Annotated in this window: 12 protein-coding genes and 1 tRNA gene; 4 read left to right on the top strand and 9 right to left on the bottom strand. The window is 45.8% G+C overall.

Going from position 1 to position 12,145, the window contains the following annotated elements:
• Positions 1-77: 77 nt before the first annotated feature.
• Positions 78-1,052 carry a LacI family DNA-binding transcriptional regulator gene (locus tag NLX73_RS17205; protein WP_061828852.1) on the bottom strand — a complete coding sequence of 325 codons (975 nt, stop codon included), beginning with the start codon at positions 1,050-1,052 and terminating at the stop codon, positions 78-80.
• Between the two features lie 186 nt (positions 1,053-1,238).
• Here NLX73_RS17205 and NLX73_RS17200 point away from each other — a divergent pair, with 186 nt between their 5' ends.
• Entirely contained in the window at positions 1,239-2,582 is a 1,344-nt protein-coding gene (locus NLX73_RS17200; RefSeq protein WP_013311670.1) for a 6-phospho-beta-glucosidase, read from the top strand.
• Between the two features lie 162 nt (positions 2,583-2,744).
• Here NLX73_RS17200 and NLX73_RS17195 read toward each other — a convergent pair whose 3' ends face one another.
• The 4 genes from NLX73_RS17195 to NLX73_RS17180 all read right to left on the bottom strand — a co-directional run bounded on the left by NLX73_RS17195 (position 2,745) and on the right by NLX73_RS17180 (position 5,536).
• A complete protein-coding gene (locus NLX73_RS17195; protein ID WP_254326794.1) occupies positions 2,745-3,647 on the bottom strand; it encodes a PhzF family isomerase in 903 nt (300 codons plus the stop codon).
• A 332-nt stretch (positions 3,648-3,979) separates the two neighbouring features.
• Positions 3,980-4,549, bottom strand: coding sequence for an IS4 family transposase (locus NLX73_RS17190; protein ID WP_254326793.1), 570 nt, complete (start codon positions 4,547-4,549; stop codon positions 3,980-3,982).
• Positions 4,546-5,049 carry a hypothetical protein gene (locus NLX73_RS17185; RefSeq protein WP_254326792.1) on the bottom strand — a complete coding sequence of 168 codons (504 nt, stop codon included), beginning with the start codon at positions 5,047-5,049 and terminating at the stop codon, positions 4,546-4,548. Before NLX73_RS17185 ends, NLX73_RS17190 begins: the two co-directional genes overlap by 4 nt.
• A 413-nt stretch (positions 5,050-5,462) precedes the next feature.
• Positions 5,463-5,536 (bottom strand) — tRNA-Arg (locus tag NLX73_RS17180).
• Positions 5,537-5,711: 175 nt separating this feature from the next.
• On the opposite strand from NLX73_RS17180, the gene NLX73_RS17175 reads away from it, so the two are divergent.
• On the top strand, positions 5,712-6,005 hold the full coding sequence (locus tag NLX73_RS17175; protein WP_016324668.1) for a magnetosome magnetite crystal formation protein family: 294 nt from the start codon (positions 5,712-5,714) through the stop codon (positions 6,003-6,005).
• 319 nt (positions 6,006-6,324) lie between these two features.
• Here the strand turns inward: NLX73_RS17175 and NLX73_RS17170 are convergent, their stop codons facing one another.
• Positions 6,325-6,684 carry a hypothetical protein gene (locus NLX73_RS17170; RefSeq protein ID WP_254326791.1) on the bottom strand — a complete coding sequence of 120 codons (360 nt, stop codon included), beginning with the start codon at positions 6,682-6,684 and terminating at the stop codon, positions 6,325-6,327.
• A gap of 163 nt (positions 6,685-6,847) precedes the next feature.
• Between NLX73_RS17170 and asnB the strand changes: the two genes are divergently transcribed.
• Positions 6,848-8,692, top strand: a complete 1,845-nt coding sequence (gene asnB, locus NLX73_RS17165; protein ID WP_254326790.1) for an asparagine synthase (glutamine-hydrolyzing) — start codon at positions 6,848-6,850, stop codon at positions 8,690-8,692.
• 169 nt (positions 8,693-8,861) lie between these two features.
• On the opposite strand, the gene NLX73_RS17160 is transcribed toward asnB, so the two are convergent.
• The 3 genes from NLX73_RS17160 to NLX73_RS17150 all read right to left on the bottom strand — a co-directional run bounded on the left by NLX73_RS17160 (position 8,862) and on the right by NLX73_RS17150 (position 11,406).
• The gene (locus NLX73_RS17160; protein ID WP_250260549.1) at positions 8,862-9,494 is read right to left on the bottom strand and encodes an XTP/dITP diphosphatase; all 633 of its coding nucleotides are present in this window, start codon (positions 9,492-9,494) and stop codon (positions 8,862-8,864) included.
• A complete protein-coding gene (rph, locus tag NLX73_RS17155) occupies positions 9,494-10,255 on the bottom strand; it encodes a ribonuclease PH (RefSeq protein WP_013311675.1) in 762 nt (253 codons plus the stop codon). The genes NLX73_RS17160 and rph overlap by 1 nt, the downstream gene beginning before the upstream one ends.
• Before the next feature lie 92 nt (positions 10,256-10,347).
• The gene (locus NLX73_RS17150) at positions 10,348-11,406 is read right to left on the bottom strand and encodes a GerMN domain-containing protein (protein WP_023990027.1); all 1,059 of its coding nucleotides are present in this window, start codon (positions 11,404-11,406) and stop codon (positions 10,348-10,350) included.
• Between the two features lie 151 nt (positions 11,407-11,557).
• Here NLX73_RS17150 and NLX73_RS17145 point away from each other — a divergent pair, with 151 nt between their 5' ends.
• Entirely contained in the window at positions 11,558-12,115 is a 558-nt protein-coding gene (locus NLX73_RS17145; RefSeq protein WP_039272599.1) for a phosphatidylglycerophosphatase A family protein, read from the top strand.
• The last annotated feature ends 30 nt before the right edge of the window (positions 12,116-12,145 follow it).

Raw genomic sequence — 12,145 nt, 5'->3', positions numbered from 1 at the left:
ATTTTTCTTCCATTATTCCTACTATATAAACTTTAATATGGAAATTAATAACCACTAACATGAGGTCCCTTTTGGAATCAGGTGGTCGCTCGCTCTACTAATTTGAATTCCAGATGATGTATCGTTTCATCCAGCCCTTCGAGGGCATTTCGAATCATAATGAACGCATTCTCAGCTTGCTTGTCTATCGGGTAATGAATCGTAGTTAAATCAAGCAAATGCGAGATTTCGGTGTTATCAAAGCCTACTACTGCAAAATCACTCGGTACAGAAACACCTAGCCTACGCGCTTCAGTCAAAAGACCTGCTGCCAAATAATCGGTAGAACAGGCAAAGGCGTCCGGCCTGTCTGTTTGTGCTCGTTCTGCCCACCAATGAGCTATTTGTTCACCAGCTGCTATTGAATTTAAATCATAAAAATGCGGGAAGGCCTCAGCGTCCAAATCATATTTTTCGCAAAAGTCATGATAAGCTCGAATGCGTTCTTTTGTATTCAACCCCCGCATGCTGCCGTACACATTCACAATTTTCCGATATCCTCGGGCGTACAAATGTTCCAATGCCAGCGTATAGCCCTGATACTGATCCATAAATACAGACGGGATTGCCTCAATGTTTACACGCTGCCAGGTCACAATCGGACCATATTTTGTATAATGCTCAATCACACTCCACTCATTGACGCGAATCATGCAGACCAAAGCGTCCAGTTGCTTTCTCCGCAACATTTCCAGCGCTTCAAGTTCTCGGCCTTTCTCCCCATTCGTAATAAACAGCGCTATATTAAAGCCATGCTCCTGGGCATACATTGTAAATCCACGCACAAATAAACCCAATGAATCATTAAAAGAAAGTGAAATAATCCCTATGAGCTTGGTCATGCCCTTTTTTAAAGATACCGCATTTAAATTGGGAACATAATCCAGACGATCTATGACCTCCTGCACACGCTGCCTTGTGGGTTCACTCACGTACGGATGGTTGTTAATGACACGGGACACCGTAGCCGAGGATACCCCCGCCAGCTTTGCAATTTCATGAATATTCGCCATTTTTCTCACCTCGTTCTTTCTATTTTAGCATGTTCGTGTTTAGCATGTTCGTCGTGTCCGCCCTATAATTGTCACCTTCCCAAAATAAGTTTTTTAAAAGCGCTTGACCTGTAATGCATTACAGGGATTACAGTGAATTTGTGCTTAAGAAAGCGGTTTACAAAACATACTTAGGAGGCACTAACTATGAAAAAAGGCATAAAGATTGCAACCATTGGCGGAGGCTCCAGCTATACACCAGAACTAGTAGAAGGCTTCATCAAACGTTATGCAGAGCTTCCCATTCGGGAATTGTGGCTGGTAGATATTGAGGCAGGACGTGAAAAATTGGAGATCGTAGGTGCTATGGCCAAACGGATGGTGAAGGCCGCAGGCATTGATTGTGAGGTACATTTGACGCTGGATCGTCGGGAAGCGTTGAAGGACGCCGATTTTGTAACGACCCAATTTCGGGTAGGCTTGCTGGAAGCCCGGATTAAGGATGAAAGTATTCCGTTAAAACATGGCATGATCGGTCAGGAGACCAATGGGGCCGGAGGAATGTTCAAAGCGTTTCGCACCATACCCGTTATCCTCAGTATCGTCGAAGATATGAAAGAGCTATGTCCGAATGCATGGTTGATTAATTTTACCAACCCTGCGGGTATGGTCACCGAAGCCGTGCTTCGTTATGGTCAGTGGGATAAAGTCATCGGATTATGTAATGTTCCAATCGGCGCGATCAAGAGTGCATCGGCTGTGCTGGACAAACCGGAAGAAGAGCTGTTCTTTAAATTTGCAGGGATTAACCACCTTCATTGGCACAAAGTTTATGACAAAACAGGGGCCGAATTAACAGAGCAAGTCATTGAAGGACTGTACGCTCCGGGTGCAAAGCCAGAGAAGGTCGTTGAAAATATTAAGAACATGCGCTTCCTGTATGATCAAGTTCGTCAATTGAAAATGCTGCCTTGTCCTTACCATCGGTATTACTATATGACGGATAACATGCTCAAGGAAGAATTAGAGGAAGCCAAAAACGAAGGAACTCGGGGCCAAGTGGTCAAACGTCTGGAAGAAAGTCTGTTCGAACTGTATAAAGATCCGAATCTGGATTACAAACCAGAGGAATTATCCAAACGCGGTGGTGCGCATTACAGCGATGCAGCCTGTGAGATCATTAATTCCATTTATAACAACAAAGGCACATTGATGGTGGTTAGTACACGTAACAATGGTGCGATTGATGATGTTCCTTATGACAGCGCCATCGAAGTGACCAGTGTCATTCGCGCCCATGGTGCCGAACCTGTCAACTTTGGCAAATTCCCACCTGCACAGCGGGGCTTGCTGCAAGTAATGAAGGCAATGGAAGAGCTGACGATTGAAGCGGCGGTCACCGGTGACTATGCAACCGCACTGCAAGCCTTCACCCTGAATCCGCTCGTACCAAGCGGGGACATTGCTCAAACCGTACTGGATGAATTGCTAGAAGCACACAAAGAGCATCTGCCTCAATTCTTTGCTCATAAGGAGAAAGCGACGGTATAAAGCTAGCAGCAATCATCCTGCTGGAACACAAAAAAGCTTCCTACATGTAGGAAGCTTTTTGCTATACGTCCCAGGAGTACTTGCTGGGACGTTGGTGTTATTGGGTTTGTACTTGGCTTGACAATCCGTCATTAAGCTTATTGATAAATTTGTTAGACTTTTTTAAAGTATGATCTCCGTTGAAAAAGCAATAACCGCTTTCCCCGTAATTTGAACTAATACGGGTTTTCCCTGTTCCTTTTTCACATGAACATGCATTGTTCCCTCTCTTTTGATTGCCTCACCTTGTAAAATATCAAAATCAAAAGACTGCTCATTCTCATTTTGCAAAATGTTATAGTGTACCAAATAGGCTCCAAGCGGTCCGTTTGCATTTCCTGTCACCGGGTCTTCAGCTATTCCAATTGCAGGAGCAAACATTCTTCCGTGAACCAATATATCCTCTTGTGGATTTAATGTAAAAACATAATATCCATTACATCCAATATGCTTGCTGATTTCTGTAAGCTTCTGCAAATCAGGTTTTAAACTATGTAGTATTTCATTGGAGTAAATCGGAACCATTACCTTAGAATGACCTGTTGAAGATATTGCAACTGGATATTCCATGCAAATATCTTTACAAGAAATACCTAACGCATTTGCAATCTGACTTCTTATTTCATCATTTAAAGGCTCTGATACAGAAGGTTCTCCCTGTGTCATTACAATAGAATAGTCATCTTCATGCTTTATAACATCAACAGGCAATATACCTGCTTTTGTTTTTTGAATAATTCTTCCAGTTTCAGCTTTTCTCTCAATTGCATAAATATAATGCGCTGCTACTGTTGCATGACCACAAATTGGAACCTCTGTTGTTGGAGTAAAAAATCTTACTTCAACATCATAATTTGAAGAATCTGTTTCAAAAATAAATGCAGTTTCCGAATTATTTAATTCTCTTGCAATTCTCTGCATCTGCTCATCTGTAAGTCCATTTGCATTTGGAACAACCCCAGCAGGGTTACCATGAAATCTATTTTTTGTAAATGAGTCTACTTGATATATTCTATATTTTTTCATAATTTCGCCTCTATAAATACTAATTTGTCTGTCTGTTAAATCTGATATTAACATACTTTTTAGGCAGTTTCACTTAAATTAAAAGATATAATATGGCCCTTTAATGAAAACGAACTGATCCTTATTATAGAATCGCGCTCTTTTATGGAAGATTGTTATTAAACTAAAGCCGCAGTTAGCTGAAATGGTCTTCTCATCCTTATCTAAAAGCGGAATAAATCTTTTATGATTATAGATACTTTTAGATTCTGCCACGCCTGTTGAATAACCAAAATAAGTAACTCAATTCATGAAACAAGAGGTGCACTGAAGAAGAACGCGCCGAATCTGAATCAGCCATTCAACAGGTAGTTTTGAAGAAGAAATAGACGAGAAAATCGCGCAAAGGAAAGAACGGCATGTTGGGGCCATGAAGTCTGAGCAGCAACAAATAGCCAATTGAGCAGGACATAGACGATTAGAGCACAGAATAATTGCCCATAGACCACATTTTCAGTCGTACCAAACAGCGTTGGAATATTCAAATGTTGCTTGATCCAACGAAAGAAGACTTCAATCTGCCATCGAGCCTTATAGATCTGTGCGATTTGTTCTGCGGTCACCTGCATTAAATCGGTAACCACCCGAATTTCCCGACCTTCAAAATCCCGAAACATCACCACACGATGACGTTGTCTGGAACGACACTGAGGGGTTCCCAACTGGCAAGTGATATCCCGAATGACGGATGAATCTGGCTTCGTAAGGCGACGTAGCGCATGAGGCTTTTCCAAATGGACGTTGTCGCGAAGCCGAATGACAAACGATTGTCCATGGGTTTTGAAGTGATCCAGACGCTCCAGTTTCCCATAAGCACGGTCCATCACCAAAATGTAGTCCGGTTGAGCCAACGCTTCACTCATGGGGCCATCATGCTTGGAGCCCAGCGTTTCGACCACCTGAAGGGTTGCCCATTTTCTGCTCGTAAAGCGACTTGAAGTTTAATACCTGCACGCTCCCCGTGATAAAGAGCCCAAGGCAAACGCGTTTTTCCCACCGTCATCGTGGTTGAATCGATGAGTAATAATTCTTTTGGGAAAGTCAGTTTCCGACGTGCTTCCCGGTTACATTTGCAAACAAGTAGATGGAAAAGTTCCTTAAATACGGAAAACGGGACTTCGGCGGCTTTGGTTGAAAAGCGTGAGTAGTGGACGACGGGCAAGCCACAGAGAGCCGCATAATCTACGCTGGATCGATAGCTACCCCATTGTTCCAACGCAGCCATGCACCAGTATTGGAGTAAATGGTACACCGTAAACTTGCGGGCTTTGTCTTCATAACCTATTAACTTCACAACCCTTTGAACTTCTTCAGGAGTCAGCATGGATTGAAGGATAGATGTAATCGTGATAGAATTTTTCATGAGATCGTCTTCTTTCGGATTCGTTTGGATGGTACCAACGATTCTACAGAAAAGACGATCTTTTTTCTACCATTTTGTGGTTATTCAACAGGAGTGCTACTATATAAAGGTATTAGTTTACTGTATGTTTCGGAGCGGCTTGGTCACGCCTCATTAGATATCACTACCTCTACATATGCCCACCTTATGAAAGAGCTACGTGAACAGGATTCAAAACAACAGACATTTTTGAACGTTTATATAGCGTGTAAAAATCGTATGTATAATTTGAGTAAACAGGTGTATTGATCACACCTTTTTCTAACGTTTTCTATCGTAACCCCAATAAAATAAAAAACGCCCCAAACCCTTATATATCAAGGATTTGAAGCATTTTTAATTTCGTTCAAACTTTACATATCTGAACGCTTCGACGTCCCAGGAGGGATTCGAACCCCCGACCGACGGCTTAGAAGGCCGTTGCTCTATCCAGCTGAGCTACTGGGACAAGATGGTGATCAATAAAACCTTATGTATTCAGCGCATTGATTATTATATCACATTTCGGGCAACTGTCAAAAGCATTTTTTTTATGATATAGGGAAGCTGGCTGCAAAAGGAATCATTTGGACGCTAACGGGGTATTATGTACAAAGAACCATGCATAAAGGAGGGGTTAATCTGTGAGAGGTCTTTTGTCGTCACTTTGTTATTTCAGCATTTTCTTCGCACCTTTTCTAGTGCCTGTCATTGTGTGGATTGCAGTACGGGACGAATATGTTCAGGGACATGCAAAAAAAGCTATTTTATCGCATATTTTCCCCATTATTGCGGCAATTCCGCTCGTGTATTTTATTATTACGGCGAATCATGCAGGTTCAGTGATCGGTTTTGTACTGCTATTCGTAGTGGTCTATCTCGGGGTTTTTGTTTATAACATCTACAAAGGGATTATGACGCTGCGTGAAGCGGCTTAGTTCAAAAAGAAGCCTCCTACATACCGCTAATTTGGCGGGATACGGAGGCTTCTTTAGGGTCATTTTTGATGAGTTGCTGTTGCTATTGGGTTCAATGGCTGCTTATTTATTCCCAAAGCGTTTAGGACTTCTCCGTACTTCATGTCTTACGTTTTTCTCCAGCACTTCTTCCGCGAACTCATTGTTATGAATATAACTGCTGCCTTTGTTTTTCTTATAATTCGCTTTGCCGTCTATGATTTCCCCCTCCTTTCACGCTGATCCGGCGATGGCGCCGGGGCCCAAATCAACAAAAGCCGAGGCATAGCACACCATATCCTCATGTCCCGAACTCCTTGGCGAACTCAGTGCTGAGCTGCCCATAGGAGAGCAATTCTTTTTTAAACTTCTCTCGCTCCTCACCAGCAGTAATGTGTGTAGAGTCGGTAAAAGCCTTGTCTGTCACTTCCTCAAATGCCGAATGCAGATTATTGTCGTACCAATCCAGCTCCAGATCGGCGTCATTGCGGATGATTCGTATCATGTCATAGTCATGCTGACCATCCGTCTGATCCTTGGCCGTGATATAGACCAGCAGTTCCGGGTCATCTGCGGCACCGGGCCGCACCTCTACCTCAGCGCAGCGCACTCCGTCAAGTTCAGTGAAGCGGCGTATTTTGGCATCCTTGATGTAGTACATGGTCTCCCTCCTTCCTTGCGAGTAGACGGGTTGCCCCATCTGTAGTTTTCGGAACGGACAGACATTTTATGCTTCTTTTCGGCATATATACTGATGAACTGGGGATTTAGTTTTTGATTCATTCCAACACTGGATGAACACGACAAAGAGAGGATGAACAGACATGTGCGGAATTACAGGTTTCATACAGTGGAACGGAGACTTAATGCATCAATCTGAGCTGCTGCTGAATATGACACAAACGCTCTCCGATCGCGGACCGGATGCTGCGGGTACCTGGATATCCAACCCGTGTGCCTTCGGACACCGAAGATTGAGCGTTATAGACCCGGAAAATGGCGCTCAGCCCATGATCCGGCAGCTGGAGGATATCACTTATACGATTGTATATAACGGGGAAATATATAACGCGCCTGAGCTGAAAAAAGAGCTGCAACAGCGCGGGCATTTTTTCCGTACACAATGCGACACGGAGGTGCTGCTCGAATCCTATATCGAATGGGGCCCTGAATGTGTGGATCGGTTAAACGGCATTTTTGCGTTTGCGGTCTGGGATAGCGAGCGGGAGCAGGTATTTCTGGCACGGGATCGGCTGGGAGTAAAGCCGCTATTTTATAGCCAAACCGAAGAAGTATTCGTATTTGGCTCAGAACCCAAAGCACTGCTCCAGCATCCAGCGGTAGAGGCAGCAGTGGACGCCGAGGGATTGGCCGAAATTTTTATCATAGGGCCTGCACGTACCCCCGGACACGGCGTCTATTCGTCTATGAAGGAGCTACGCCCCGGGCATACGTTAACCTACAGCCGCGACGGCGTGCGCATCCATGCCTACTGGACACTGGAAAGCATTGCGCATGAGGATAACACCGAAGAAACGGCACTTAAGGTACGAGAACTGTTGCTGGATACGGTGGAGCGGCAGCTCATTTCGGATGTTCCAGTGTGCACCTTATTGTCTGGCGGGCTGGATTCAAGCGCTCTATCCGCATTAGCTGTCGATTATTACAAACGTACCGGGCAGGGACAAGTTCATACGTATTCGGTCGATTATGTGGATAACGACAAGCATTTTAAAGCCCATGCGTTTCAACCCGGAGCCGATGCCCCCTGGATTCAGCGGATGGTGGATGAATTAGGGACAAATCATCACTGGATTGAATTCGATACGCCAGAAGTCGTAGCAGCTCTGAACAACTCCACACTAACGCGGGATTTACCCGGAATGGCGGACGTGGATTCGTCGCTGTATCTCTTTTGCCGGGAGATTAAAAAAGGAGCTACGGTCGCTATTTCCGGCGAGGCTGCGGATGAAGTTTTTGGCGGATATCCTTGGTTCCACCGGGAGGATATGCTGAATTCGGGTACATTCCCGTGGGCAGTTGCACCCGATATGAGAGCCAGTCTGTTGTCTCCTGAGGTACGGGACTGGATCAAGCCGCTGGAGTATTTGAACGATCGCTACTCAGAAGCGGTAGGAGAAGTGCCGAAGCTACCGGGGGAAACAGGAAAAGCTGCGCAAATGCGCGTCATGTCCTATTTGAACATCACCCGCTTTATGCCTACTCTACTGGATCGCAAGGATCGGATGAGTATGGGAGCCGGACTGGAAGTGCGGGTGCCGTATTGCGATCATCGATTGGTACAATATGTATGGAACATTCCGTGGAGTGTCAAGATGACAGGCGGACGTGAAAAAGGTATTTTGCGCAAGGCGCTGGAGGGTGTATTGCCGGATGATGTGCTGTATCGCAAAAAAAGCCCATATCCCAAAACGCATAATCCTTCCTATCTTGCCGCTGTGAAAAAGCAGGCGCTGCAACTGCTGGATGATTCCTCTTCCCCACTGCTCAAGCTGATCGATGCGCAAAAGGTACGTGATATTGCCGCCTCACCGGAGGCATCCACCAATCTGCCTTGGTTTGGTCAGCTGATGTCGGGTCCCCAGTTGTTCGCCTACTTGGCTCAAGTGGATAACTGGTTGCGCACTTACAAGGTTGCTATTCGATAAGCTACGCTGAATGCTGAAGCAATAGAGCTTCTAAGCGGCAGCGGCAATTTTTCGCTGTGTACTATATGGGGAACAGAAAGTACCAAAAAGGCTATCCGCAGCTTATGACTGACGGATAGCCTTTTTTTCGTTATGTGAATGGGGGATGATTTCGCCCCTGTTACCAATGCTATGCCTGTGGATTACCCAGCTTTGTTGCCAAATCACGCAGAGCTATCCCCCGGTGACTGATAGCCTGCTTTTGTTCCAACGTCAGCTCGGCCATTGTCTTTTCAAACTCTGGCAAATAAAACAGCGGATCATACCCAAACCCGCCGCTGCCGGCGGTTTCAGTAGTAATCCAGCCCTCCACAGAGCCTGTCGATTCCAACGTCTCGCCAGTCTGCGGATTATATAGAATCAAGGTACAGACGAATTGAGCCGGGCTTAGCAAAGGCTGTCCCGTATCATCACCCAGCTGCTTCGATTCCAGAACGTCGAGCAGCTTAATATTGTTTTCGTGATCGCTGGCACCTTCTCCAGCATAACGGGCCGAGTATACCCCCGGCGCACCGTCCAGCAAGTCCACGCAGAGGCCGGAATCATCGGCCAGTACGGGCAAACCGAGCACATCTCCAACCGCTTTAGCTTTTTTTAGTGCATTTTCGGCAAAGGTTTTGCCATCTTCAACGACATCAGGAATGTCGGGATAATCGTACATGCTTCTGACTTCCTTGCCAAACGGCTCAAAAGCATGCGCAAATTCCCGCACCTTTCCTTTATTTTTCGTAGCGACAATGACGACTGGGCCATCCAGCCGCATTAGGCGCCAGCTCCTGTACGTCCAGCACCGATCTTATCAGCAATCGGTCCAAGCACTTCTTTTTGGCGCTCAATCATTTGCAGAATCCCTTGTTCGCCCAAGCTAAGCAGTTGATCCAATTCGTTACGGTCAAATGGGCTTTCTTCACCTGTACCTTGCAGCTCAACATATTTTCCACTGCCAGTCATGACAAGATTCATGTCTACTTTGGCCTTGGAATCCTCTTCATAGTTCAGATCCAGCAACGCTTTTTCACCAACAACCCCTACGCTGACGGAAGCCAGAAAATCGGTAATTGGAAAAACAGGCAGCTTGTGCTGGGTGGCAATTTTATTAACCGCAATCGCCAACGCTACGAAAGAACCGGTAATTGAGGTTGTGCGTGTTCCGCCGTCCGCCTGAATGACGTCACAATCCAACGTAATCGTCCGTTCACCAAGCGCCTGCAAATTGACCACTGAACGCAACGCTCTTCCAATCAGACGCTGAATTTCCATGGTACGGCCTGTCAGCTTCCCACGCGCAGCTTCACGCTGATTACGGCTATGAGTCGCACGCGGAAGCATGGAATACTCTGCGGTCACCCAGCCCTTTCCTTGTCCCTTCATAAAGGGGGGTACGCGTTCTTCTACAGTAGCCGTGCAAATGACTTTCGTCTCGCCAACCTCTATAAAAACAGAGCCCTCCGCGTATTTATTTACTCCTGCTGTCAATTTCATCGGGCGCAGCTCATCACCGTTTCGTCCGTTAGATCTACTCATGCTTTTTCCTCCTACGTCGTATGCAACCTGTTCTTATATGTTTATTTTACCAAAGTGTGCAGGCAAAAGCACCCCAAGGACGATTCCCGCCCTTAAAGAGGGATTTCGTTAATATGTTGCGGCTTGGCTACAGGCTCTCCATAATTTTGATTATTTTGTCCAATTACGCTTTTTTCACCATTCAGTTCAATCCGAATTTTTGTTTTGACCGCATCATCTGAATTGTCTGCCGCTGTCAGCACAACCGATTCCAAAAATTCAGCAGGCACAGCTTCTCCTTTAGCAAACATATCATCTGAGAGAGATACCGTAATTACGTTGTCTTTGGAGCGTTCTACCGATTTCAGCGCCGTCTCCCCTGTCATCACTTCTTGTAACCCATCTTTGGTCTGCGGCCCTTGAATCAATTGATGCAGTGCTGACTGGACACGATCTTTCTCAGGGCTAACCAACCGGGTTACAGGTACATAGTATTGAACTCCAGCAGGAGAAGAAGAAGAGAAATACACAGTGACTGGACTGGAATCCAGGGGTGTCACGCCATGACCAATTTCCAAATTAATACCTACTGCACGCGTCAATGGATGATCCAGCGGTGTGCCGCCAACAGGCATTTCGTTCAGCTTTTTGCCATCCACCCAGATCTGTACGCTCTCAATATCGGGACGGTCGGTTAGGGTCCAGGTCAAGCTCTCCATTAATTTTCGTTCTTCTTGTGGCTTATAGTTGGCGAAAGATTTGTTGAATTCGACAACAGCCAGCTTGTTGTTCTTGTCCACTGTCACACTTTTTACTTCTGTACCCTGGGGTATTACCCCTTTAAATCCCTCTGGTAATAATCCAGCATACGGCCCGCCCTCAACCAATGTTTCCAGCGCTGACTTGGCATCTGCCTGCACATCACCTGTAGCAATCGGTAAAGATACCGGGGCCAGCAAACCGTTATGATCTTGCAAAAAAACAGCCCTCAGTTGACCTGTACTGGCAGGTGCTTTTCCGGTTACAGCCTTAATCATGGACTGCTCTGTCGTGGACGGCGGGGGGTCAATGGATGCCGATTCGTTGCCGAAAAGGCTGCAGCCCGACAACAACAGGGGTAGGGATAGCAGTCCAGCTACAGAGGTCATACGCCATGGGTGTTTTATATTCATAAGTGAAGTTCCTCCCTAACAATTTTGTACAGATTGTACTAATATGTATACGAGCCTCGCGTAAAAAATAACTACTTTTTCAGCAGACTGGACACACTGGTCATAATTGCAGTAGAAATCAGGATCTATACGAGGAGGGAATTTCAACTTTATGGACAAGAAAAAAGCACCATACAGCCTGAATAGTAAAAAGGTAGCCGATGCCACCCGCGAGTTGCTGCACAAGCGTGGTGTACACCTGACTGAAATTGCAGAACTGGTCATGCTTTTACAAAAGAAATATTACCCGACCCTAACAATGGAAGAATGTATTGAGAATGTGGACAAGGTGCTGATGAAGCGCGAGGTTCAAAATGCAGTGCTCACGGGCATCCAACTGGATATCCTTGCCGAACAAGGCGCTCTTCTTCCCCCATTGCAAGACATGATTGAGAATGATGAGGGATTATACGGAGTGGATGAGATTCTGGCCTTCTCCATCGTAAATGTGTACGGCAGCATTGGATTTACCAATTACGGTTATGTCGATAAGCTCAAACCGGGTGTGCTGGAACGCCTGAACGATAAAAGCCTCGGGCCGATCCATACGTTCCTGGACGACATCGTGGGCGCTATCGCAGCTTCGGCCAGCAGCCGTATCGCCCATCGCAAACAGGCAGAGCGCGAGCAGGAGCTTGGGGAAGAAAGCGCACCAAATACAACACGTTAAATAACAAATAACGCTTGGAATACAACAGAT

Origin of the sequence: Paenibacillus sp. CH40 (assembly GCF_024213605.1) — a bacterium.
Taxonomy (GTDB): Bacteria; Bacillota; Bacilli; order Paenibacillales; family Paenibacillaceae; genus Paenibacillus; species Paenibacillus polymyxa_B.
Note: the sequence above shows the minus strand (reverse complement) of the source record. Positions and strands in the feature narration are given on the sequence as shown.